Raw genomic sequence first — 21,771 nt, forward strand, 5'->3', positions numbered from 1 at the left:
AACATAAGTGGAAACCGCCTTTCCGGGATGGAAGAAAGCCGACCTGGCATTCGTTCACAGACCATGTCAGCACTGCCCAAACACCAGCCGACCGGCTACGGCTGGACAGCGATCATCCTTCACTGGCTGATCGCGGCGCTCTTTATCGGCCAGTTCGTGCTCGGCTTCGTCATGGTGCGGCTGTCCAGCCAGCGCACCGCCTTCGAGCTGATTCAGCTGCATAAATCTTTCGGTTTCCTATTGCTTGGGCTGGTCATCCTGCGCATCGCCTGGCGCCTTGGCAGACCGGCCCCGCCGCTGCCGCGCTCAGTCGGCCCTTTCGAGCGCCGCATGGCGCCGCTTGTCCATCTTGCGCTTTATGCTTTTCAGCTCGCTCTGCCGCTGTCCGGCTGGGCGCTGGTCTCGGTCTCGGTGCTGGAGATCCCGAGCGTGCCGTTCAATCTGTTCGTCATGCCCAATCTGCCGCTTGGTGAATCGGACATGGCAGAAAGCTTCTGGGCAGCGACGCACTGGTATCTCGCTTATGCCGGCATCGGTCTTGTCGCTTTGCATCTCGCCGCTGCGCTGCGTCATCATTTCTGGCTGAGGGATACCGTGCTGACGCGCATGATCACGGCTTCGTCACATCGCGAGACGGAATAGAGCGGGCGGCTCATTCGTTCATGGGGCGAGGACGCAAGAAAGCGTTGCCTGCCAAGAGGACCATTTCCATGTACGCGCGCATCTTCGGATTTGCGGCAGCCGCCGCTTGTTTTGCCATGCCTGTTTTTGCCGCCGTTGCCCTTGGCGAGGCGGCCGGCAGCTACACGATCAGCCCAGGGAGTTCCAGCATCCACTTCTCCATTGCCAAGCTCGGCGGCGGCGGGCTCGACGGTGCTTTCTCCCGCTTCAAGGGCAATATCCTTATCGACAACAGCGATGTCGGCCGGTCCCAGGTCAATTTCACCATCTTCCCCGAAAGCGTCGGTACCGGCCAAAGTCGCATCGATGCCTTTCTCCGCTCGGACGCGGTTTTCGACGCGACCAACAATCCGGAGATCCAGTTCCGTTCGACCAGCGTCAAACGCACCGGCGACACGTCGGCCCTTGTCACCGGCCGGCTGACGGCGCGCGGCAAGACCTTTCAGGAAAAGTTCACGGCCGAGCTCGGCAGCCTCAAGGCGGGCACGATAAAGTTCCACGTCACAGGCAAGGTGTTGCGGTCGCGCTATGGCATGGATGTCGGCACGCCGATTTATTCCAACGTCGTCGAATTCGACATGACGCTGACGGGTAGAAGGGGTTGAGCGGTTCTCCCTGCGATTTCACCGTCGCTGCAGGACCTGGGTTCCTCTCCCCACTTGGTGGGGCGAGGAACCATGCTCCCGCATTGGCTTTTCCGCCGATTTCAGGCAAACCTCCAGGCCTGCAATCGAGAGGAGAAATCTGATGTTCCGATGGGGTGTTTTGTCGACGGCCAAAATCGGCCGCGAGCAGCTTTTACCGGCAATCGTCGAGGCGGAGAACGGCGTGCTGTCGGCGATCGCCAGCCGCGATCTGTCGAAAGCTCGGGCGCTGGGCGAACGCTTCGGGGCGCGCCATGCTTTCGGCTCCTATGAGGAACTGCTCGCCTCCAGCGACATCGACGGCGTCTACATTCCGCTGCCGACCTCGCAGCATGTCGAATGGGCAGCCAAGGCGATCGAGGCCGGCAAGCATGTTCTGGTCGAAAAGCCACTGGCTCTCGACGCCAAGGACATTCCGCCACTGATCAAGCTGCGCGATGCCAGGAAGGTGCTGGTCTGCGAAGCCTTCATGGTCGTCTACCACCCGCAATGGATCAAGGTGCGCGAGCTGATCGGCAACGGCGCCATCGGCCGGCTGCGCCATGTCCAGGGCGCGTTCTCCTACTACAATGTCGACCCCAACAACATGCGCAACAAGCTCGATCTCGGCGGCGGCGCGCTGCCCGACATCGGCGTCTATCCGACGGTATCGACGCGCTTTTCGACCGGCAAGGAGCCGCTGCGCGTCCAGGCGAGGATCGAGCGCGACAAGACATTCGGCACCGACATCTATTCCTCGATCCGCGCCGATTTCGGCGACTTCGAGTTGTCGTTTTACCTGTCGACACAGATGGCGGCACGCCAGGTGATGGTCTTTCACGGTGAGAAGGGCTTCATCGAGGTGTTCTCACCGTTTAATGCCGGACTCTACGACCATCACCGTGTCGAACTGCACAACCAGAACCACAGCGAGGCGCAGGTCTTCCGCTTTCCCGGCACGCAACAGTACCGGCTGGAAGTCGAGGCCTTCGCGCGGGCGGCACAGGGTGGCAAGGATCGTGTCTTCACCCTGGAAGAATCGGTGCTCAACCAGAAGGTCATCGATGCCATCTTCCGCGCCGGCGAGAAGGAAGGCTGGGAGGCAGTCTAGGCCGGCCGTGATCCTGCAACGGGCCGGTTTTTTGGACGAGATCTTGGCCAAATAGATGCCCGACGATGCGGATGTGATCATCGTCGGCGCCGGCCTTGCCGGCTTTGTCGCGGCCGCCGAACTGACTGCGGCCGGCAAAGGCCGTCGAGCAGGAGCCGGAGCAGTCGCTTGGCGGCCAGGCATTCTGGTCGCTCGGCGGCATCTTCCTCGGTGGGGTGAACAAGCCCCGCCGGCGCCGTTGCGCCAAGGTGGCGGTCGCACCGAACGGCCAACTTTCCCTCTGAGCATTTTGCAGCCAAATGGAATCATTCGGCGCCCGCATAAATGCGGCAAAACAGATAGTTAGAGCCGGTTACCGGTTCCAGGAGAACCGCTCTAGGCGAAGGGCTGCAAATTGACGTCCCGAAGCTTGGAACCGGCAAGCAAAGCCTCGAGCACCTGCTTCTTGAGAAACAGGCACTGCGAACGGGCAAGTTTGACGATGCCGGAAACGTCGCCTGCCTCGCAGGCAAGAACCAGTTCCTTTTGCTGGGCGATGATCAACTGGGTGAAGTCGCGGGATTTGAACCCAAGGTGGAGAACCCGCGCCGACTGGTCGAGTATCTGGTCCAGTAGATGCGCCAGTCGTAAATTTCCCGAGAGCCCCGCAAGGGCCAGACGAAACGCACGATCCGCCGCCAGGAATGCAACATGACTACGCAACGTCTCCGGCTTCAGCACTTTTCTCGCTGCCAGCCCGATGTCCTCCAGCCCGCGCTCGGTAATGTTCGATGCCGCCACCCTGAACACTTCCGGTTCGATCAAGCTGCGGACATCGAAGATCTCGTTGACGTCCCGCAGGCTGAGCGTTGCAACGACGTAGCCGCGGCGCGGCTCGCTCCTGACCAGACCTTCCTGCATCAGACGGGCCAACGCCGCGCGGATGGTTGCCTTTTTGATCTGGTATCGATCGCCGATCTGTTTTTCGGTCAGCGCTTCGCCGGGGCGCAGCACGCAGGCAATGATGTCGTTCCTCAGCTGCTCATATGCCTGTTCCCTGCGAAGGACGTCGGCGGCTGACAGTGCTGTCGCCTCGACCGTGGCCGGCCTTGCCGGTTCGGCGGTCAACTTCGTCGTTTTCATATTTTGTCCGTTTGGCTGTCCGGTTGACGCTGGCATCGACATTCGCTAGCGTGAGCACCTCAGGTTGAAAATCTGAGCATCTCAGGGAGGATAACTGATATGCCTTTACCCGCCAACTCGCCTCTCTACGCTGTTGCCGATGATATCGTCAATGCCGCGAAGGGGCCAGATCCCCTCGAAGCGGTAAGGACGGTCCTGGGCGATTACATCAACCGTTTTCACGCATCGGGAACACTCGCTCACGAAGAAGACGACGACGAGGTTCTTTTGCATGCCAGCCCGAACCTGACGATCTATCACATCACGTTGTCGCCCGGCCTGCAGTACCCGCCCCACAACCACCTGATGGATGCCTTGATCGGCATCTACAAGGGCAGCGAGACGAACTTCATCTATCCCGTTGCCGGCAGCGAACTCGATGTTCCCGAAAGGCAGGACATCGCAGCGCCTGCCGTCGTGCACATGGCGTCAAATACCGTGCATGCGGTTGCGAATACGGGCAGCGCGCGATCCGGTGCGCTGCATGTCTATCTCGGCGATCTCACACGAACCCACCGGCAGCTGTGGAGCCCGGACAGCAACCAGGCCGAACCGTTTGACAATGATCGCTACCTGGCTGGCGCACGGCCCATTCAGCAGTCCGGGCACGAATGAGCAGAGGCGTCACGGGGCGGCGAAATTGGCCGTGATCAGCGAACCCGTCGGAATCGCGTCACACTTGTCACTCTCGCCAATCCGCTATCGCCCCTATCCTGGCTCATGACCGATCAGCAACACGTCGCGCCGGGAATGGTGCGACAACAGACCAGCAAGGGAGATGCACAATGACGGCACATCAGAATGGCACAGGCGAGCAGACGACGCGGCTCGCGATGAAGACACCACCGGTCGTTTCGCCTGATGCGTGGGAGGCCGCGCGCCAGCAGTTGCTCGTGAAGGAGAAAACCGTGACCCGGGCTCGCGACGCCTTGGCCGCCGAGCGTCGGCGGATGCCGTGGATGGCGGTGGAGAAGGCCTATACGTTCGAGGGCCCCAACGGAAAGGTGAGCCTGCTCGACCTGTTCGAGGGCCGCCGTCAGCTGATCGTCTACCGCGCTTTCTTCGAGCCCGGCGTATTCGGCTGGCCCGATCACGCTTGCCGCGGCTGCTCGCTGGGGGCAGACCAGGTCGGCAATCTTGCCCATCTGAACGCCCGCGACACCACGCTTGCCTACGCCTCGCGCGCACCGCAGGCCGACATTGCGCGGCTGAAGGCGCGGATGGACTGGAAGATGCCCTGGTACACCATCACCGACAGCTTCGATGCCGATTTCGGCGTTGACGAGTGGCACGGCCATAACGTGTTCATCCGCGATGGCGATCGCGTGTTCCGTACCTACTTCATCAACAACCGCGGCGACGAGGCGATGGGGACCGTATGGAGCTATCTCGACCTGTCGCCGCTCGGCCGCCAGGAGGTTTGGGAGGATTCGCCCGAAGGCTATCCGCAGACGCCGACGTACAAGTGGTGGAACTGGCACGACAATTATGGCGCCGAAACCGTTCCCGACAAAAAGTGGGTCGAGGTGTCGGACGCCGGAGAGGCCGCGTTCCGGAACCGCACCGAATAGAACGTTTGGCGTCGCGGAAATGCGGCTAGGACAATTGGAGGAGCGGGATGCACGTTCATTCGACGCATCCCGCTCGTTATGCAGGACTATGGCCATGAGCGAGATTCATGCAGGCGGATCCACCGCCGATGCGAGCCCGGCCGGCCTTGGCGCAGCCGATTGGCTGTCCTTTGCGGCCGCGCCGGCCTTCGCAACCATGGCGCTGCTGACGTTTCTTGGCGGAGCGCCGGATATGATGTGCTCGACCGGGCAAGATGCGTCGCCGCTGGGCGGCATGGTCCCGATGTACCTGCTGATGAGCGCCTTTCATTTGGGACCTTGGTTGAGGCGGGTCTCCGGCCGACGCCGCCGCAAGTAGAGCTATAGCGGCCGATAAAGGCCCTTCGCGGTGAGGAGGACAGCCCTCACCAGATCCATTCGCCCTTCCCAAGTACCGTCACGGCATCGACAATCCGGGTAAAGCTCGAGCGGGCGCGGCCGGCCGTGTGCCTGGCTCTGAGATAGCCGTGCACCAGCCCCGGCTCCTCGAGCCACCAGGCACGTCCGCCTGCGGCAACGACGCGGTCGCGATAGGCTTCGCCGTCCGACGACAACGGGTCGCATTCGGCGGTGATCACGACGGTAGGCGGCAGATAGGCGAAATCGGCGTCGGCGAGCGGAGACAAAGTGATGTCGCCTGTAGCGTCCACTCCGCCAGTCCGGATGTTTTTATAGAACTCCAGGTCGCGCATCGTCAGCATTGGCGCTTCGGCATGCGTGACATAGGAACCGAGTGAACGATCGCCACCAAGGCCAGGATAGATCAGCACCTGGCCGACCGGCTTTGTCACGTGGCCACGCGTCGCATGACTGACGGCACAGGCGAGATTGCCGCCGGCGCTGTCGCCGCAGAGCAGGACGGGGCATTCGTAAGTGGCGGTGGCCCATTCGAAGGCGCCCATCGCATCGTCGAAGGCGGCCGGGTGCAGATGTTCCGGCGCCAGCCGGTAGTCGACCGAGACCACCTCATAGCCGGTGCGGGCGCAAAGCTCGGCGCAGACATCGTCGTGGCTGTCGAGCCCGCCGAGGATGTAGCCGCCGCCATGGACATAGAGCACCATCGCAGAGGCGTTCGCGCCGCGCTGCGATAAATGCGGATCGGGACGTCGTGCGCTGGCGCGGCAATGGCGGTGGTTTCAGCCGTCACGCCATCCGGATAGCCGGCAGAGAATTCGCGGCACATCCGGTCGTAGATCGCGCGCTGCTCGGCGATCGTGTAGTCGATCGTATCCGGCGGATAATACGAATTGGTCCGCTCGATGAACGCCCAGGTCTCGGCGTCGATGAGTTTCTTGTAGTTAGTCATGGGAACGGAACGGATAGTGACGAATCCGCCTGAACACCCTCCTCTGGGACGGAACGCCGTCGTTCCAGGGACACTCACTATCTGCCCTTCCACACCGGATCGCGCTTTTCGGCAAAGGCGCGAAAACCCTCGAGATTGTCCTCCGAGCCGTAGAGCGCGTCAACCGTCGGCAGTTGCCGGCGCGTCACCCGGTTCATGGCATCCTGGAAGGTCAGCGATTCTGCGACCCGGGCCGTTTCCTTGATCGCGGCGAAGACCAGCGGCGGGCCGCTGGCGAGCAGCCGGGCGATCTCCCAGACGCGGTCCTCCAGTCTTTCCTTGGGCAGCACCTCGTTGACCAGGCCCCAGCGATGCGCCTCGGCGACATCCATCCAGCGGCCCGTGAACAAAAGGTCCATGGCGACGTGATAAGGGATGCGCTTCGGCAGCTTGATCGTTGCCGCATCGGCCAGCGTGCCGGCGCGGATTTCGGGCAGCGCGAAGGAGGAGTGGTCCGACGCGTAGATGAGGTCGCAGGACAGCGCCAGCTCGAAGCCGCCGCCGACCGCCATGCCGTTGACGCAGGCGATCACCGGCTTGTTGAGGTCGCGCAATTCCTGCAGCCCGCCGAAGCCACCGACGCCATAGTCGCCGTCGACGGCATCGCCGCCAGCCGCTGCCTTAAGGTCCCAGCCGGCGCTGAAAAACTTGTCGCCGGCGGTCTTGACGATGGCGACGCGCAGGTCGGGATCGTCGCGAAACCCCTTGAACGTCTCGCCCATCAGCCGCGACGTCTTCAGGTCGATGGCATTGGCCTTGGGCCGGTCGAGCATGACTTCGAGGATCGTGCCCTCGCGGCGGGTGGTGATGACGTCAGACATTTTTGTTCTCTCCCAGCACCAGCAGCGCGTCGGCGATCCAGGCGCCCTTGCTCTCGGTGCAGACGATCAGAGGATTGATGTCGAGCTCCTCGATCTCGCCGGCATTTTGCTGCACGAAAGCGGCAATGCCCGATATCGCATCGATTGCCGCTGCGACATCGGCCTTCGGCCGACCGCGATAACCGTCGAGCAGCGGGAACAGTTTCAACCCGCGCAAAGCGGCCTCGATGTCGTCACGGGTCGCCGGCAGCATCAGTGTGACGCTGTCGCGCAACAGCTCGACCAGCACGCCGCCGGTGCCGAGCGTCATTACCGCGCCGAACATCGGGTCGCGGGTGAAGCCGACCAGCAGCTCGGCGACGCCGTCGCGCACCATGCGCTCGACATAAAGGCCGGTGCCGAGGGGGCCGAGATCATGGGCGGCGGTGCTGACCGATTCGGCATCCCTGAGGTTGAGCCGGACCGCGTCGAGCTCGGACTTGTGGATGACGCCAAGAGCCTTCAGCGCTACCGGGAAGCCGAGCGCCATCGAGGAGATCACAGCCTCGACCGCATTGCCGGCGCGCTCGCCCTTCGGCACGGGGAGCCCGGCCTCGATGAGCCGCGCCTTCGCCTCGGCCTCGTCCGGCGTGACATGGTCGCCGGCCGGCGCGCCGGACGCCGAAGTGTCGATCGGCTGCGCCTGCGGCTCGCGCCACGCCCAGCCGATGAAGGCTGCCGCCTGGGCGGCGTCCATGGCCTCGGAAATGCCGAACAGCGGCACCATGCCCCGCGCCATCAGGCCCGCAGTGTATTCCTCGGGCAGGTTTTCCGGCAGCGAGGAGACGATCGCGCCCTGCGCGCTGTTGGTCTTCAGCGCCGATTCGAAGGCGCGCAGCGTCGCCCACCAGTCCGTGTCCGAGCAGCGGTCGGGACGCGGAAAGTCGAGCACCAGCATATTGAGGTCGAAGCCGCCAGACACCATGGCGGTGAAGGTGGCGGTCATCGCCGGCTCGTTGTTCCAGATGAAGGTGTGGTAGTCGAGCGGATTGGCCACCGCGACCAGCGGCCCGAGCGTCGATTTGACCCGCGCGCGGTGCTCGGGGGCGAGTGGCGGAAACGTCACCCAGCGGCCTTCGGCGCTGTCGGCCATGACCGACGCCTCGCCGCCCGAGCAGCTCATCGATGACAGCCGGTAGCCGGGCAGGGGGCCGGTGACGTGCAGTAGCTTGAGCGCCTCGATGAAGGCGGGAATTGAATCGATCCGGGCGATGCCGAGCCGCCTCAGGAAGGCGCCGGACGCCGCGTCCGAGCCGGCCAGCGACGCGGTATGCGAGACGGTCGCCTGCCGCGCCTGCTCGGAGCGGCCGACCTTCATGGCGATAACAGGCTTCTTCAGCTCGCGTGCCCGCGCCGCCAGCCTTTCGAAGCCGGCTACCGAATCGAAGGCCTCGATATGCAGGCCGAGCGCGGTGACGCGGTCGTCCTCGATCAGGCCGAGCGCCATTTCGGAAAGCCCGGTCTGTGCCTGGTTGCCGGCGGTCATCAGGAAGGCGATCGGCAGGCCGCGTTTCTGCATCGTCATGTTGATGGCGATGTTCGACGACTGGGTGATGATGGCAACGCCGCGACCGCCTTCCGGCAGCCTGATGCCGCCATGCTGGTCGGGCCACAAAAGCGCGCCGTCGGCGTAATTGATCAGCCCATAGCAGTTCGGCCCGATGATCGGCATTTGGCCGGCCGCCTCGACCAGTTCGGCCTGCAGCCGCTCGCCGTCTTCGTCATAGGCCTCGGTTTCGAGAAAGCCGGCGGCGAAGCAGACCGCACCGCCGGCGCCGCGCTCCGCCAGCGCCTTGACCACTTCGATGGTCAAGTGCCGGTTGACGCCGACGAAAGCGGCATCCGGCGCACTGGGCAATTCGGCCACCGAGCGATAGGCCTTGCGGCCGGCGACCTCGTCCTTGCTCGGATGCACCGGCCAGATCTCGCCGGCAAAGCCCATCTTGATCGATTGCGCGACGACGGCCGCCGCCTGCGCACCACCGAAGACGGCGATCGATTTCGGCCGCAAAAGACGTTCAAGCCTGTGCATTGTCATCTTTTCGTCTGGCCATGATCTTTTCCAAAGACCGGATTCCACTTTTTGGGGGCATGCTCTAGGCCCCGAACGGGCGCAGCAGCGCGCGCGAGATGATGTGGCGCTGGATTTCCGAAGTGCCTTCCCAGATGCGCTCGACGCGGGCGTCGCGCCAGATGCGTTCCAGCGGCAGGTCGTCCATCAGCCCCATGCCGCCATGGATCTGAATCGCCTCGTCGGCGACAAAGGCGAGCATTTCGGTGGCCTTCAGTTTGGCCATGGCCATGTCCTGGTCGGTGACGGTGCCCTGATCGTACTTCCAGCCGGCTTCGAACACCATCAGGTCGGCGGCCTTCAGCTCGGTCGCCATGTCGGCGAGCTTGAACGACACGCCTTGGAACTTGCCGATCGGCTGGCCGAACTGCTGGCGCTGCGCGGCGTATTCGATGGCGTGGCCAAGCGCCCGCTCGGCGCGGCCGAGGCAGGTGGCGCCGACCTGCAGGCGCGTTGCGCCGAGCCATGAATTGGCGACGTCGAAGCCCTTGTGGACCTCGCCGAGTACCTGGCTCGCCGGCAGTCGGCAATCGTCGAATTCGAGAATGGCATTGGTGTAGCCGCGATGCGAGACGTTGCGGTAGCCGTCGCGCACGGTAAAGCCCTTGGTGCCCTTGTCGACGAAAAAGGCGGTGATCTTCTTGCGTTTTCCACGCGAAGACTCTTCCTCCCCTGAGGCCATGAAGACGATGGCGAAATCGGCGAGGTCGGCGTGGCTGATGAAATGCTTGGTGCCGTTCAGCACCCAGTCGTCGCCGTCTTGCACGGCGGTTGCCTTCATGCCGCGCAAATCGGAGCCGGCGCCCGGCTCTGTCATTGCCAGGCAATCCCATTTTTCGCCGCGAATGCACGGGAACAGATACTTCTCGCGCTGCTCCGGCGTACCGGCAAGGAGGATGTTGGAGGGTCGCGCCACGCAGGTCCAGTGCAGCGCGTAATTGGCGCGGCCGAGCTCCTTTTCATAGAGTAGCCAGGTCACCGTATCGAGCCCGGCGCCGCCGACCTCCGTTGGCATGTTGGCGGCATAGAGGCCGGCTTCGATCGCCTTGGCCTTGATCTCCTCGATCAGCTCGCGGCGCAGCACGCCGGTACGTTCAACCTCGCGCTCATGCGGGTAAAGCTCGTTCTCGACGAAGGCCCGCGTCGTCTCGACGATGAGCTTCTGCTCCTCCGAAAGACCAAAATCCATGGTCTCAGCCTTTCTTCTTTTTCTTCGGCTTTTCAGCCTTGGCCTTTTCGGCCGCCCTGGAGGCGCTGGGCTTCTTCGCCGCAAGCTTGGCCAACTGCCTGGTGTAGTCCCTATGCAAGGCGCCGGCACCCCAGCCTTTGCCTTTGTTCTGCTTCGACAGTGCCTCCATGATGGCGACCAGATTGCCGTCGCGGATCTTTTCGAGATCGCGGATCGACAGACCGTGCGCCTGGTCGTCCGACTGGGTCGCGATCAGCTCGACCAGCTCGTCGTTGAACTCCGGCACGTCCATCAGCTTGGTCCACGGCCATTTCAGGCACGGGCCGAACTGCGCCATGAAGTGGCGCATGCCGGCCTCGCCGCCGGCGACGCGATAGACCTGGAACATGCCCATCTGCGCCCAGCGCAGGCCGAAGCCATAGCGCATGATGTCGTCGAGCTCCTCGACCGTGCAGATGCCGTCCTTGACCAGCCACAGCGCCTCGCGCCATGCCGCTTCGAGCAGGCGGTCGCCGACGAAGGCTTCGATCTCCTTGCGGATTACCACCGGCTTCATGCCGATCGAGGCATACATCTCCTTGGCGACGTCGATCGCCTCGGGAAAGGTCTGTTCGCCGCCGACGATCTCGACCAGCGGCAGCAGATAGACGGGGTTGAACGGATGGCCGACGACCAGCCGCTCCGGATGCTTCTTCATCGCCACCTGCATGTCGGTCGGCTTGATGCCGGAAGTGGAGGAGCCGACAATTGCGTTGGCCGGCGCATAAAGGTCGATTTCGGCCAGCACGCGGTGCTTCAGGTCGAGCTGCTCCGGCACGCTTTCCTGGATTAAATCGGCATCGGCCACCGCCTCGGCGAGCGTCTTGGCGAAGGTGAGCTTGCCCTCTTTCGGCAAGCCGCCGGGCAGCATCTGCTTGTAGGCGCGTCGCGCTCCCTTCATCACCTCGCCGACCTTGCGTGATGCCTCGGGGTCGGGATCGAAGATCGATACGTCGATGCCGTTGAGCAGCAGCCGCGCGACCCAGCCGGCGCCGATCACGCCACCACCGATGGCGGCCGCCTTGTTGATGATGCTCATGCGGAAGCTCCGGTTCTTGTGCTGGCTGTTGCGGGGTCGGTGAGGGCGACGCGTTCGCCGGCACGGATCACGGACGCGTCATAGGCCTTGCGCGCGAACACTTCGAGCACGAAGGGCCGGAAGAAATCGATCGGCAATGTCTCGTAGCCGGGATCGAAGCTCGACTGATCCCAGCGTTCGCAAAACTCATCGCAATCGTCGAAGTAGATGTGCCCGGCGAAACGGTCGCGGGCGTGCGGATTGCCGCCGAGGTGATGGGCGTAATAGAGGCGCTGGAAGTCGCCGTGCTTTTCCACCACCCAGGTGCATTGCTCGCGAACGAAGGGTTTCAGGATCGACGCCGCATATTCGTCATGATTATAGGGCGCGTAGATGTCGCCGATGTCGTGCAGCAAGGCGCAGGCAATCCAGTCGGTGTCGGCGCCGTCGCGCCAGGCCCGCGTTGCCGCTTGCAGCGAATGGCCGAGCCGGGTGATCTTGTAGCCCGAGAGGCCCGCATCCAGCTGGACGAGCGCGTCGAGCAGCCGTTCGCCGGTCTTTGCCGCGTAGTCGATCTCGTGCTCGGTGAGGAAGGCGTAATCCTCGCGGTCGCCGTCCTTCATGGCGGTGAATTTCACGGTCTTCATCGGCGGCTCCTCCCAACCGATTCCCTGTTCAAAGCGGTGCGCGCTTCGTCAGGTTGAGCTTCTTGCGGACTTCGTCCGGGCCGATGACCCTGGCGCCCATATTCGACACGATGCTGACCGCCCGCTCGACCAGCTGCGCATTGGTCGCCAGCACGCCCTTGTCGAGCCAGAGATTGTCCTCCAGCCCGACGCGGACATTGCCGCCGGCGAGCACCGCGGCAGCGACGTAGGCCATCTGGTTGCGGCCGATGGCAAAAGCCGACCAGTTCCACGTCGACGGCACATTGTTGACCATCGCCATGAAGGTGTTGAGGTCGTCCGGCGCCCCCCACGGCACACCCATGCACAATTGCACCAAGGCGTCCGGCTTCAGCACTTCTTCCTCGACCAATTGCTTGGCGAACCACAGATGCCCGGTGTCGAAAGCCTCGATTTCCGGCTTGACGCCGAGCGCCGTCATCATGCCGCCCATGGCACGCAGCATGCCGGGCGTATTGGTCATGACATAGTCGGCCTCGGCGAAATTCATCGTGCCGCAGTCGAGCGTGCAGATTTCCGGCAGGCACTGGCGGACGTGCTCCATGCGGTTGCTGGCACCGCCCATGTCGGTGGCTTTTTCGTTCAGCGGCAGCGGGTTTTCCGGCGGGCCGAACACCATATCGCCGCCCATGCCGGCGGTCAGGTTCAAAACCACATCGACATCCGCCGCGCGGATGCGCTCCGTTACTTCGCGATAAAGGGGTACGTCGCGCCTAGGCTTGCCGGTTTCGGGATCGCGCACATGACAGTGGACGATCGCCGCACCTGCCTTTGCCGCCTCGATAGCCGAATCGGCGATCTGCTTGGGCGAACGCGGCACATGCGGGCTGCGATCCTGCGAACTGCCGGACCCGGTCACGGCACAGGTAATGAAGACCTCACGGTTCATCGCTAACGGCATCGGACTCTCTCCCAATAGGACGTAGGGCAAGAATGCCTGACTTGCCGGAAACTGTTTTGCGTTTTACGAAGATCGTGTGACCAAAAACGAAAAACCGACGATCTTTCAGGCCGAGCGTTTGCCGCTCAAGGTAACGCTGCTGGTATTCTCCGGCTCATCGATCATGTGCGTCGCCTCAGCCGTCGATCCATTGCGCGCCGCAAACCGCATTGCCGGTGAGACGCTGTTCGATTTCAGGCTGGTCTCGGTGACGGGCGAGGCGCCGGTTACCACATGCGGCCTGCCGGTGGCGGTCAGCGGCCGCTTCGATGCGGCTGACACAACCGACATGCTGGTCGTCGTCGCCGGATTCGGCACGCAGAACTATGCCACATCGGCCCTGCTGTCCGGACTGCGCCGGGCGGCGCGCGCGGCACGCGCCTGCGGCGGCGTCGAGGCGGGTACGTGGCTGGTGGCGCGCGCGGGCTTGCTGGAAGGGCGCAGCGCCACCACCCACTGGGAGGACATGGAGGATTTCTCGTCGGCCTTTCCCGGCGTCGACGTGCGCCCCGATCGCTACGTCATCGACGGCCCGGTGTTCACCTCCGGCGGCGCCTCGCCGACCTTCGACCTGATGCTGCATCTGATTCGCACGCGGCTCGGCATGGCCGTGGCGCTCGATGTCGCGAGCGTCTTCATCTACGACCAGGCGCGCGCCGCGACCGACGCGCAGCCGCTGGTCTCGCTCGGCCGTCTCGACGGCTACGATCCCAGGTTGGCGCAAGCCATCCGGCTGATGGAAGCGCATATCGACCAGCCGCTGACCATAGCCGCGGTGGCCAAGCGCGCCGGGGTGACGGCACGAACGCTGGAAAGTATCTTTCGCAAATCGATCGGCGAAACGCCCGGCGCCTATTATCTCAGGCTGCGCCTCGGCGCCGCGCGCCGGCTGGTGGTCGACACGCGCGTGGCCATGGCCGATATTGCCGGGCGAACGGGGTTTTCGTCCGCCGCGGCATTTTCCAGGGCGTTTTCAAGAGCGTTCGGCGAGGCGCCGGTCAGGCTGCGTCGGGGATAATGCATGTCGCCCAAAAGTCCGTAGCGGTTTTGGGACAACGGCATGCACAGACAAAGGTAGATCAGGCAGCGTCCTGGCGGTCGCTGTTGCCGTCGATCTGCGAGCGCATTTGTCTCGCAAGATGGGTCTCGAAGCGGCTGGCGACCGCGCGATCCCATTCGTTCGCACTCAGCGCACCCTGCTTCGGGTGCGGCAGCGCCATCAGCCGGTCGATGATCGATCCGGCCTCGCCAGATGAGAGCAGGGCGTCGATTTCGCGTTCGTGCTGCATATCGTTTCGCCTCCTTCTTTCCGTTCCCGCCACGAACCACACTATAGGAGGTTCGTGACGGCTGTTTGAAGGCAAGAGCGAGGCGATTGATGGGCGGCGCCGGGCAAAGTTTTATCCGCCGCCGCCCATCTTAGGCACTATCGTACCAGTAGGTCAGGCAGTGCTTCAGCCAAGCCGCATCGACAGCTCGACATCCTCGCTGAACGACGTGGACATGTAGCCGCTTCCGGTCGAGCGCACCCGCTCGAGGTATTCGGGGCAAAGATCGGCGTTGTCGGCAACGACGAAGGCGCCCGGCCTGAGGCGGCTTTCGACCAGACTCAAGATCTCTGGATAGAGCGCTTTGGCGCCGTCGAGCAGAAGCAGGTCGACGGTTTCGGGAAGATCGACGCTTAATGTTTGCACCGCATCTCCTTCTCGGATTTCCACCAGGTCGATGAGACCGCCTGCCGTCAGATTGTTCCTGGCGCGCGCCACCTTGGATGGCTCGAACTCGCTGGTGATGAGGCGGCCACCGCCATTGTCCCGCAAGGCTGCGGCAAGGTGCAGGGTCGAGATGCCGAACGAGGTTCCAAATTCAACGATCGTCCTTGCGCTGCTGCCCCGTGCCAGCATGTAGAGCAGCGTGCCGGTCTCTCGCGAAACGGGAAGCCAGAGGTCCTTTAGCCGCCCATAGAAATCGAGGTATTCGGTCTTGCTTCGAACCAGGCGCATCCGATCTTCGGCGGAGAGCTCCGCCACCGCAGGGCTCGTTGCGGCAGCGGCTTCCTCGAACAGGCGATCCAGCAGGGGCGCGAGCGGCGTTGTCGACAGTGTAGTCATGTTGGTCTCCAGTCAGAATTGAATGCGTTCTTGCGCGGCACTCAAAATACGACTAATCATTCGCATTTACTAATCGCATTGGCGCGCCTCTCAATGAGCGATCACCGCAGTCCGCGGATTTCCTCGCGAAAACAGCCCAAGCAGGCCCGCTCGGCAGAGCTCGTTGCTGCGATTTTGCAGGCTGCTGTTCAGGTTTTGGCGAGGGAAGGCGCGCAGCGCTTCACCACGGCGCGGGTGGCCGAGAAGGCCGGTGTCAGTGTCGGATCGCTGTATCAGTATTTTCCGAACAAGGCGGCGATCCTGTTCCGGCTCCAGAGCGACGAATGGCGGCAGACGACCGATTTGCTGCGCGACATCCTCGAGGATGTCGGGAAACCGCCATTTGAACGGCTGCGCGCCTTGGTCCACGCCTTCCTCCGCTCGGAGTGTGACGAGGCCGCGGTGCGTGTGGCGCTCGACGACGCCGCACCGCTTTACCGCGACGCGCCTGAGGCGCAGGCGGCAAGGGCGTCCGGAGACCGCACCATCCAGCTCTTCATGCAGAAGGCGTTGCCCAACGCCGCGCAAGCGACTCGCGAATTGGCCGGCGACCTGGTCATGACGACGCTCAGCACGGTGGGGAAGCAGTTCTCGGAGTTGCCCCGAACCCCCGCGGAGATCGAAGCCTACGCCGACGCCATGGCCGACATGTTCTGCGCCTACCTGAGAGGCCTCGATCACGGCTAAGGCAAATGCCAGGCCCGGTCAGCAAGCAGACCGAAAGTTTCGCACGGGCAAACCTTGTCGGTGTCAGCCCCGCGGAAAGTCGTCTTTATCCCGCGGCCGCTGAACAATGCGGCCGCGGGATGGTATGCCTCAGACGTACCGGTTGACGACGTTTTCGAGTAGTTCCTGACGACCGGATCTGGGCTGCGGCTCGATCTTCTCCTTGACGACGCGCTCGGCAATTTCCTCCAGCGTGCGCTTGCCGGCAAGCATCGCCTTGGCTTCGGCCGAATCCCAGCCGGCATAGCGCTCGGCGAGCGGGCCGGACAGCGCCTTGTCCTCGACCATGCGCGCTGCCGCCTTGAGGCCGCGAGCGCAGCAATCCATGCCGCCGATATGGCCGATCAGCAGATCCTGCGGATCGAGCGACTGGCGCCTGAGCTTGGCGTCGAAATTGGTGCCGCCGGTCTTGAAGCCGCCGGCCTGCAGCATCTGATAGTAGGCGAGAGCCATCTCCGGCACATTGTTGGGGAAGTGGTCGGTGTCCCAGCCCGATTGGTAGTCGTTGCGGTTCATGTCGATCGAGCCGAAGATTCCCAGCGCATTGGCCAGCGCCAGTTCATGCTCGAACGAATGGCCGGCCAGGATGGCGTGGCCCTGCTCGATGTTGAGCTTGACCTCATTCTCCAGTCCGAAACGCTTGAGGAAGCCATAGACGGTGGCGACGTCGTAATCATACTGGTGCTTGGTTGGCTCCTGAGGCTTCGGCTCAATCAGGATGGTGCCTTCGAAGCCGATCCTGTGCTTGTAATCGACGACCAGATTGAGGAAACGGCCGGCCTGTTCCTGCTCGCGGGCAAGGTCGGTGTTGAGCAGCGTCTCATAGCCCTCGCGGCCGCCCCACAGCACGTAGTTCTCGCCGTTCAGACGCTTGGTGACGTCGATACAGTGTTTCACCGTCGCCGCCGAATAGGCAAAGACGTCCGGATCGGGATTGGTGGCGGCGCCCGACATGAAGCGGCGGTTGGAGAACAGGTTGGCCGTGCCCCACAACAGCTTGACGCCGGTCTGCTTCATCTTTTCCGAGAAATAATCGGCGATCTCGTCGAGCCGCGCCGCACTTTCGGAAAAGTCCCGGCCCTCCGGCCGCACGTCGGCATCGTGGAAGCAGAAATAAGGCGCGCCCAGCAACGAAAACATCTCGAAGGCGACGTCGGCCTTGAGCTTGGCCAACTCCATCGTGTCGGTGCTGCCGGCCTTCGGAAACCACGGCCGGTCAAATGTCTGGCCGCCGAACGGATCGCCGCCCGGCCAGGCAAAGGAATGCCAATAGGCGACGGCAAAGCGCAGATGGTCTTCGAGCCGCTTGCCGGCGACAATCTCGTCGGGATTGTAGAACCGGTAGGCCAGCGGATTGGTCGAATCCGGTCCCTCGTATTTGATCTGTTGGATGTCGCCGAAAAAACCGCTGCTCATGTTCTTTTCCTCTCGCATGGTTCGGCCTGATTACCTCAGGCGTAATTGGTTTCGCGCTGGCGCTGGTCGAAAAGGCTCATGTCAAAGCCACCCAACGAAGGAGACAGACCATGACCGACCTCAACACCATTGCCGAAAACTACATCGCCGCCTGGAACGAGAGCGACGCCGCACGCAGGAAAGCCTTGCTCGAGGCGACCTTCACCGAGGACGTCGGCTACCGCGATCCGATCATGCAGGGCGACGGCCATGACGGCATCGCTGCGCTGATCGAAGGCGTGCAGCAGCGCTTTGCCGGCTTCAGGTTCTCGCTGAAAGGCAAGCCGGACGGCTTCGCCGATACCATCCGTTTCTCCTGGAATCTCGGGCCGGAAGGCGTCGAGTCCGTCATCGAAGGCACCGATATCGGCGTCATCGAAAATGGCCGGCTGAAAAGCGTCACCGGCTTTCTCGACAAGGTGCCGGCACAGTAAGGCCTTCTCGGCAGGCCACGGCGAGGGCGGGAAATCGCTCACGCCGTGGCGCTCCTGATCGCCGGGTAAAGCTGGCGGTAGCGCTGATAGGCCTCTGCATAGGCACCGCCGAGGGCGGCGACCGGCTCGACCGTGGCGTCCGTCGCTGGCGCCGTGCACACGGCGCGCGGATCGGCGCCGGTCGCCGCGATCAGGCCAAGCCGGGCGGCGCCAAAGGCGGCGCCGAAATCGCCGTCGGCTGGAATATCGACTGGCAGGCCAAGCGCTGTGGCGATCGCCTTCAGCCAGTAGCGCGAACGCGAGCCGCCGCCGATCGCCGTCACCCGGGTCAGCGTCGTGCCGGCTTTGGCCAGGGCTTCGAGGCTGTCGCGGAAGGCGAAGGCGACGCCTTCGAGCACGGCCCGGGTCAGCGCCGCGCGGCCGGACTCGTGGGCAAGCCCGGTAAAGGCGCCCCGAATGACGGAATCATTGTGAGGCGTCCGCTCACCTGACAGGTACGGCAGGAAGGAGACACCGGTCGGCGCCTGCAGCGCATCGCCGAGTTCGGCGGTCAACTCGACGGCGCTTTTTCCCGCAATTGCCGACAGCCAGTTGAGTGAATCGGTTGCCGACAGGATGACGCCCATCTGGTGCCAGGTGCCGGGCAGTGCGTGGCAGAAGGTGTGCACCGCACTTTCCGGATTGGGCAGATAGGACGCGTTGGCGGCAAAAAGCACGCCCGACGTGCCGAGCGAGACGAAAGCCTGGCCGGCGCCGACCGTGCCCATGCCGCAGGCCGAGGCCGCGTTGTCGCCGGCGCCGCCGGCGATCGGAATGCCCGTCTGCATGCCCCATTTCGCAGCCAGTTCGCCGCGCAAGGCACCGGCCTTGGCCGTGCCTTCGACCAATGACGGCATCTGCCTTTCGTCGAGCGACGTCGCTGCGAGCAGTTCGGAGGACCAGGCGCGTTTGCCGACATCGAGCCACGACGTGCCAGCCGAATCCGACATTTCCGAAATATGGTCGCCGGCGAGCCAGAGCCGCAAAAAGTCCTTCGGCAGCAGGACCTTTGCCACCTTGGCAAAAACAGCCGGTTCGTTGTTTTTCGCCCAGGCGAGCTTTGGCGCGGTGAAGCCGGGAAAGACGATGTTGCCGGTCAGCTTGCGAAAGCGCGGGTCGGCATCGAGTGCAGCCGCCTCGGCGTGGCTGCGTGTGTCGTTCCACAGGATGCAGGGGCGCAGCACCTGGTCGGCGGCATCTAGCAGGGTGGCGCCATGCATATGGCCGGAAAGGCCGATGCCTTTGACCGCCGCGAGCTCCTTCGCATGCATGGACCTCAGCTCGGCGATCGCCGCTTCGCAGGCGCGAATCCAGTCGGCCGGGTTCTGCTCGGACCAGCCGGGATGCGGGCGCGACACATCGAGCGGCGCGTGGCCGGAGCCGACGATGCCCTGCCTTGCATCGATCAGCAGCGCCTTGACGCCCGACGTGCCGAGATCGAGGCCGAGATACATGCTTCCTCCCATGTCCGTCAGGCCTGGCGGCGACGGTCTTTCTTGCTTCCCAGCCTAGTCCTGCGACACGAGCGGCGAAGATATCCCGGCAATCGTGCTGCCGGAAAAACGCTCCAGTCAACACGCGAAGATTTTTTCGACACTCGAAAAAATCTGGCCGGGGCAGTTTTTAAGGCAAGATTTAATCTTGGTCAATTCGCCGTGAGAGCGATTGCGCGCCGTGAAAACAGTGCCGACAACGGGCTGTCCGGCCGTGCCAGCGCGCGTTCCGCCGCAAGCGCCCTCGCCAGCGCGCCATCACCGGAACGCAATGCCGCCTCGATCAGCGTCAGGTCGATGACATCGCGTTGGGCGTGGCTGCCGCCGAAGCGATGGGCGATCGCCCGGATCGGCCGGATCAGGCGTATCGCCCCGGCATAATTGCCCTCGCCGAATGCCTTGATGGCGAGCGTCAGGGGATGGCCGACATCCCGGGTGAAACCGGCGTTGTCGTCTTTGCCGAGCATCGCCTCGCGCTGCGCCTCGAGCAAGCCGCTGGCCGGCGCGTCGAGGCCGGCACCGACAAACGCCATCATTGCGTGGGCGTCGTTGAAGGCATAATGGCCGGCGATGGCCTTGGGCAACCAGTTGGCGGCGAGCGCCGCCCAGCGGCTGCCGACATCGACGCCGCCGAGATGCAGCCGCCACAGAATCGCCGAGGCATCGACCATGTTGAGCGCCAGCGTCGAGCGCTCGCCATAGATCGGCCCGTCATAGAGCGCCAGCACCTCGTCGATTTCGCCGAGATCGTAGTGGAACAGTGCCAGGTGCCACCAATTGTGCACCTGCAGGAAACTTTCCCGCGTCCACGCTTCGGGATTGGCGCGCATCCACAGAATGCCGTCCTTTTGCCGGCTCTGCATCTCCATGACATGGGCCACCGCATGCTGGGCCCAGCCGTCGCGCGGCTCGATATCGACCGCCGTGCGGCCAAGTTTTTCGGCGCGCGCGTAATCGCCCATTTCCTCCAGGCCAAAGGCCTGCATGCCGAGTATGGCGTGATAGCCCGGCATGCCGCTCTGCCAGGACGGCAGCGCGCGGCCGATGCGGTCGCGCAGCATGCGCGCGTTGCCGGTGAAGAAGTCGATCTGGTGCCCGGTCTGCAGCGCCAGCGCATCGAGCGGAAACTCGATGGCGATATCCTCCAGCACGCGGGCGGCCTCGTGCCAGCGTCCCTCCGCAAGGTGGCCAAGGGCGGCGACATGCGCCTGCTCGCGTGTCGTCGCGGCAAGCGGCAGCGCCGCCTCGTGACATGCCTTGGCCACCGCCGTCGCCTCACGCTCGGTGGCGAGGCCAAAGAGATAACCCTTGAACACCTGCGCCATGACGAAGCCGGGATCGTCGGCGATTGCCCGGTCAATGGAGCCGACCGGATCGCCGATGAAGCACTGCAATTCGCGCACGGCCTGGCTGTAGGACGAAAACCCGGCCTCCGTCGCGCCAGACAGTGTCAGGCCGAATGCATCCCTGACCGCCATGGCTTGTCCTCAGTTGCCCGATCGCATCGCCACCGTGGCGATGCCTGCGCCGACCAGCAGCGTGCCGCCGGTGCGGTTGAAGATGCGGATCGCCTTTGGATTGCGCACGACGTTGCGCGCCCTTGCGGCGATCAGCGCATAACCGAAGGCGTTGGCGAAGGCGAGCGTCAGGAAGGTCATCTCGAAGATCAGCATCTGTGTCCAGAAATCCGCGTGCCGGTCGAGGAACTGCGGCAGGAAGGCGACGAAGAAGGTGATGCTTTTCGGATTGAGCGCAGTAACCAGCCAGGCATGCGCCGCCATTTTCGCCGATGACACCGCATCGGTGCGCGGTTCGGCCCGGAGCGCGCCGCCGGCGCGAAACAGCTTGATGCCGAGATAGATCAGATAGAAGGCCCCGATCACCTTCAGCACCGTGAATACGGTGGCCGACGCCGCCAGCAGCGCGCCGATGCCCAGCATCGACAGTGTCATCGCGGTGAAGTCGCCGAGCGCCACGCCGACTGCCATCGGCAGCGCGGTGCGCCAGCCTTGGCCGAGTGCATAGGAAACCACCAGCAGGATGGTCGGGCCTGGAATGACCAGAAGGACTGCCGAGGCAGCGGCAAACGCGGCCCAGTTTTCGAAGGACATTTTCTTCTCCTTGAGCTTAAAGGAGAGGA

At 63.6% G+C, this 21,771-nt stretch carries 22 protein-coding genes and 2 pseudogenes; 10 read left to right on the forward strand and 14 right to left on the reverse strand.

All coding sequences use genetic code 11. The features are described from left to right. The first annotated feature begins 63 nt into the window (after positions 1-63). The 4 genes and pseudogenes from NKH42_RS02405 to NKH42_RS02420 all read left to right on the forward strand — a co-directional run. Positions 64-642 carry a cytochrome b gene (locus tag NKH42_RS02405; RefSeq protein WP_352736799.1) on the forward strand — a complete coding sequence of 193 codons (579 nt, stop codon included), beginning with the start codon at positions 64-66 and terminating at the stop codon, positions 640-642. Between the two features lie 68 nt (positions 643-710). Then, positions 711-1,286, forward strand: a complete 576-nt coding sequence (locus NKH42_RS02410; protein WP_352686553.1) for a YceI family protein — start codon at positions 711-713, stop codon at positions 1,284-1,286. A 142-nt stretch (positions 1,287-1,428) separates the two neighbouring features. Further along, positions 1,429-2,415, forward strand: a complete 987-nt coding sequence (locus NKH42_RS02415) for a Gfo/Idh/MocA family protein (protein WP_352686556.1) — start codon at positions 1,429-1,431, stop codon at positions 2,413-2,415. A gap of 55 nt (positions 2,416-2,470) precedes the next feature. Then, a pseudogene (locus NKH42_RS02420) lies at positions 2,471-2,654 on the forward strand (FAD-binding protein); the annotation flags it as partial. A 136-nt stretch (positions 2,655-2,790) separates the two neighbouring features. On the opposite strand, the gene NKH42_RS02425 reads toward NKH42_RS02420, so the two are convergent. Next, positions 2,791-3,537, reverse strand: a complete 747-nt coding sequence (locus tag NKH42_RS02425) for a GntR family transcriptional regulator (RefSeq protein ID WP_352686559.1) — start codon at positions 3,535-3,537, stop codon at positions 2,791-2,793. A gap of 99 nt (positions 3,538-3,636) precedes the next feature. Here NKH42_RS02425 and NKH42_RS02430 point away from each other — a divergent pair, with 99 nt between their 5' ends. From NKH42_RS02430 to NKH42_RS02440, 3 genes are all read left to right on the forward strand, one after another. Continuing rightward, positions 3,637-4,191 (forward strand): autotransporter, encoded by a 555-nt coding sequence (locus NKH42_RS02430; protein WP_352505944.1) that lies wholly within the window; start codon positions 3,637-3,639, stop codon positions 4,189-4,191. Positions 4,192-4,361: 170 nt separating this feature from the next. Beyond that, positions 4,362-5,147: a DUF899 domain-containing protein gene (locus tag NKH42_RS02435; RefSeq protein ID WP_352480219.1), complete on the forward strand. Its 786-nt coding sequence runs from the start codon at positions 4,362-4,364 to the stop codon at positions 5,145-5,147. A gap of 94 nt (positions 5,148-5,241) precedes the next feature. Further along, positions 5,242-5,505, forward strand: a complete 264-nt coding sequence (locus NKH42_RS02440) for a hypothetical protein (protein ID WP_352505942.1) — start codon at positions 5,242-5,244, stop codon at positions 5,503-5,505. A 46-nt stretch (positions 5,506-5,551) separates the two neighbouring features. Here the strand turns inward: NKH42_RS02440 and NKH42_RS02445 are convergent. The 7 genes and pseudogenes from NKH42_RS02445 to bcoG all read right to left on the reverse strand — a co-directional run bounded on the left by NKH42_RS02445 (position 5,552) and on the right by bcoG (position 13,295). Further along, positions 5,552-6,492: pseudogene (locus tag NKH42_RS02445) on the reverse strand (alpha/beta hydrolase). Positions 6,493-6,569: 77 nt separating this feature from the next. Beyond that, entirely contained in the window at positions 6,570-7,352 is a 783-nt protein-coding gene (locus tag NKH42_RS02450; RefSeq protein WP_352505940.1) for a carnitinyl-CoA dehydratase, read from the reverse strand. Beyond that, positions 7,345-9,423, reverse strand: a complete 2,079-nt coding sequence (locus NKH42_RS02455; protein ID WP_352754357.1) for an acetate--CoA ligase family protein — start codon at positions 9,421-9,423, stop codon at positions 7,345-7,347. The genes NKH42_RS02450 and NKH42_RS02455 overlap by 8 nt, the downstream gene beginning before the upstream one ends. 64 nt (positions 9,424-9,487) lie before the next feature. Continuing rightward, the gene (locus tag NKH42_RS02460) at positions 9,488-10,651 is read right to left on the reverse strand and encodes an acyl-CoA dehydrogenase family protein (RefSeq protein WP_352700943.1); all 1,164 of its coding nucleotides are present in this window, start codon (positions 10,649-10,651) and stop codon (positions 9,488-9,490) included. Between the two features lie 4 nt (positions 10,652-10,655). Continuing rightward, the gene (locus NKH42_RS02465; RefSeq protein ID WP_352700942.1) at positions 10,656-11,729 is read right to left on the reverse strand and encodes a 3-hydroxyacyl-CoA dehydrogenase NAD-binding domain-containing protein; all 1,074 of its coding nucleotides are present in this window, start codon (positions 11,727-11,729) and stop codon (positions 10,656-10,658) included. Then, positions 11,726-12,355 carry an HD domain-containing protein gene (locus tag NKH42_RS02470; protein ID WP_352751831.1) on the reverse strand — a complete coding sequence of 210 codons (630 nt, stop codon included), beginning with the start codon at positions 12,353-12,355 and terminating at the stop codon, positions 11,726-11,728. Before NKH42_RS02470 ends, NKH42_RS02465 begins: the two co-directional genes overlap by 4 nt. Before the next feature lie 28 nt (positions 12,356-12,383). Continuing rightward, entirely contained in the window at positions 12,384-13,295 is a 912-nt protein-coding gene (bcoG, locus tag NKH42_RS02475; protein WP_352751833.1) for a 3-dehydrocarnitine:acetyl-CoA trimethylamine transferase BcoG, read from the reverse strand. Between the two features lie 76 nt (positions 13,296-13,371). On the opposite strand from bcoG, the gene NKH42_RS02480 reads away from it, so the two are divergent. Next, on the forward strand, positions 13,372-14,352 hold the full coding sequence (locus NKH42_RS02480; protein ID WP_352751835.1) for a GlxA family transcriptional regulator: 981 nt from the start codon (positions 13,372-13,374) through the stop codon (positions 14,350-14,352). 61 nt (positions 14,353-14,413) lie between these two features. On the opposite strand, the gene NKH42_RS02485 is transcribed toward NKH42_RS02480, so the two are convergent. Both NKH42_RS02485 and NKH42_RS02490 read right to left on the reverse strand, forming a co-directional pair. Next, positions 14,414-14,623: a hypothetical protein gene (locus tag NKH42_RS02485; protein WP_254815980.1), complete on the reverse strand. Its 210-nt coding sequence runs from the start codon at positions 14,621-14,623 to the stop codon at positions 14,414-14,416. A 165-nt stretch (positions 14,624-14,788) separates the two neighbouring features. Then, positions 14,789-15,445, reverse strand: coding sequence for an O-methyltransferase (locus NKH42_RS02490; RefSeq protein ID WP_352751837.1), 657 nt, complete (start codon positions 15,443-15,445; stop codon positions 14,789-14,791). A gap of 93 nt (positions 15,446-15,538) precedes the next feature. On the opposite strand from NKH42_RS02490, the gene NKH42_RS02495 reads away from it, so the two are divergent. Beyond that, entirely contained in the window at positions 15,539-16,171 is a 633-nt protein-coding gene (locus NKH42_RS02495) for a TetR/AcrR family transcriptional regulator (protein WP_352505930.1), read from the forward strand. Positions 16,172-16,300: 129 nt separating this feature from the next. On the opposite strand, the gene xylA is transcribed toward NKH42_RS02495, so the two are convergent. Then, a complete protein-coding gene (gene xylA / locus NKH42_RS02500; protein WP_352751839.1) occupies positions 16,301-17,626 on the reverse strand; it encodes a xylose isomerase in 1,326 nt (441 codons plus the stop codon). A gap of 110 nt (positions 17,627-17,736) precedes the next feature. Here xylA and NKH42_RS02505 point away from each other — a divergent pair, with 110 nt between their 5' ends. Further along, complete coding sequence (locus tag NKH42_RS02505) at positions 17,737-18,099, forward strand: nuclear transport factor 2 family protein (protein WP_352505928.1); 363 nt, start codon at positions 17,737-17,739, stop codon at positions 18,097-18,099. 38 nt (positions 18,100-18,137) lie between these two features. Here the strand turns inward: NKH42_RS02505 and xylB are convergent, their stop codons facing one another. The 3 genes from xylB to NKH42_RS02520 form a co-directional block, all read right to left on the reverse strand. Beyond that, positions 18,138-19,592: a xylulokinase gene (xylB, locus tag NKH42_RS02510; protein WP_352754353.1), complete on the reverse strand. Its 1,455-nt coding sequence runs from the start codon at positions 19,590-19,592 to the stop codon at positions 18,138-18,140. Positions 19,593-19,783: 191 nt separating this feature from the next. Then, complete coding sequence (locus NKH42_RS02515) at positions 19,784-21,109, reverse strand: tetratricopeptide repeat protein (protein WP_352751843.1); 1,326 nt, start codon at positions 21,107-21,109, stop codon at positions 19,784-19,786. A 9-nt stretch (positions 21,110-21,118) separates the two neighbouring features. After that, positions 21,119-21,742 (reverse strand): LysE family translocator, encoded by a 624-nt coding sequence (locus NKH42_RS02520; protein WP_352751845.1) that lies wholly within the window; start codon positions 21,740-21,742, stop codon positions 21,119-21,121. Positions 21,743-21,771: the final 29 nt, after the last annotated feature.

Origin of the sequence: Mesorhizobium sp. M1142, assembly GCF_040318565.1 — a bacterium.
GTDB lineage: Bacteria > Pseudomonadota > Alphaproteobacteria > Rhizobiales > Rhizobiaceae > Mesorhizobium.

Excerpts from the sequence above, each read along its gene's own strand:
- NKH42_RS02405 (WP_352736799.1), top strand. The coding sequence starts at position 64 with ATGTCAGCACTGCCCAAACACCAGCCGACCGGCTACGGCTGGACAGCG.
- NKH42_RS02410 (WP_352686553.1), top strand. The coding sequence starts at position 711 with ATGTACGCGCGCATCTTCGGATTTGCGGCAGCCGCCGCTTGTTTTGCC.
- NKH42_RS02415 (WP_352686556.1), top strand. The coding sequence starts at position 1,429 with ATGTTCCGATGGGGTGTTTTGTCGACGGCCAAAATCGGCCGCGAGCAG.
- NKH42_RS02425 (WP_352686559.1), bottom strand. The coding sequence starts at position 3,537 with ATGAAAACGACGAAGTTGACCGCCGAACCGGCAAGGCCGGCCACGGTC.
- NKH42_RS02430 (WP_352505944.1), top strand. The coding sequence starts at position 3,637 with ATGCCTTTACCCGCCAACTCGCCTCTCTACGCTGTTGCCGATGATATC.
- NKH42_RS02435 (WP_352480219.1), top strand. The coding sequence starts at position 4,362 with ATGACGGCACATCAGAATGGCACAGGCGAGCAGACGACGCGGCTCGCG.
- NKH42_RS02440 (WP_352505942.1), top strand. The coding sequence starts at position 5,242 with ATGAGCGAGATTCATGCAGGCGGATCCACCGCCGATGCGAGCCCGGCC.
- NKH42_RS02450 (WP_352505940.1), bottom strand. The coding sequence starts at position 7,352 with ATGTCTGACGTCATCACCACCCGCCGCGAGGGCACGATCCTCGAAGTC.
- NKH42_RS02455 (WP_352754357.1), bottom strand. The coding sequence starts at position 9,423 with ATGCACAGGCTTGAACGTCTTTTGCGGCCGAAATCGATCGCCGTCTTC.
- NKH42_RS02460 (WP_352700943.1), bottom strand. The coding sequence starts at position 10,651 with ATGGATTTTGGTCTTTCGGAGGAGCAGAAGCTCATCGTCGAGACGACG.
- NKH42_RS02465 (WP_352700942.1), bottom strand. The coding sequence starts at position 11,729 with ATGAGCATCATCAACAAGGCGGCCGCCATCGGTGGTGGCGTGATCGGC.
- NKH42_RS02470 (WP_352751831.1), bottom strand. The coding sequence starts at position 12,355 with ATGAAGACCGTGAAATTCACCGCCATGAAGGACGGCGACCGCGAGGAT.
- bcoG (WP_352751833.1), bottom strand. The coding sequence starts at position 13,295 with ATGCCGTTAGCGATGAACCGTGAGGTCTTCATTACCTGTGCCGTGACC.
- NKH42_RS02485 (WP_254815980.1), bottom strand. The coding sequence starts at position 14,623 with ATGCAGCACGAACGCGAAATCGACGCCCTGCTCTCATCTGGCGAGGCC.
- NKH42_RS02490 (WP_352751837.1), bottom strand. The coding sequence starts at position 15,445 with ATGACTACACTGTCGACAACGCCGCTCGCGCCCCTGCTGGATCGCCTG.
- NKH42_RS02495 (WP_352505930.1), top strand. The coding sequence starts at position 15,539 with ATGAGCGATCACCGCAGTCCGCGGATTTCCTCGCGAAAACAGCCCAAG.
- xylA (WP_352751839.1), bottom strand. The coding sequence starts at position 17,626 with ATGAGCAGCGGTTTTTTCGGCGACATCCAACAGATCAAATACGAGGGA.
- NKH42_RS02505 (WP_352505928.1), top strand. The coding sequence starts at position 17,737 with ATGACCGACCTCAACACCATTGCCGAAAACTACATCGCCGCCTGGAAC.
- xylB (WP_352754353.1), bottom strand. The coding sequence starts at position 19,592 with ATGTATCTCGGCCTCGATCTCGGCACGTCGGGCGTCAAGGCGCTGCTG.
- NKH42_RS02515 (WP_352751843.1), bottom strand. The coding sequence starts at position 21,109 with ATGGCGGTCAGGGATGCATTCGGCCTGACACTGTCTGGCGCGACGGAG.
- NKH42_RS02520 (WP_352751845.1), bottom strand. The coding sequence starts at position 21,742 with ATGTCCTTCGAAAACTGGGCCGCGTTTGCCGCTGCCTCGGCAGTCCTT.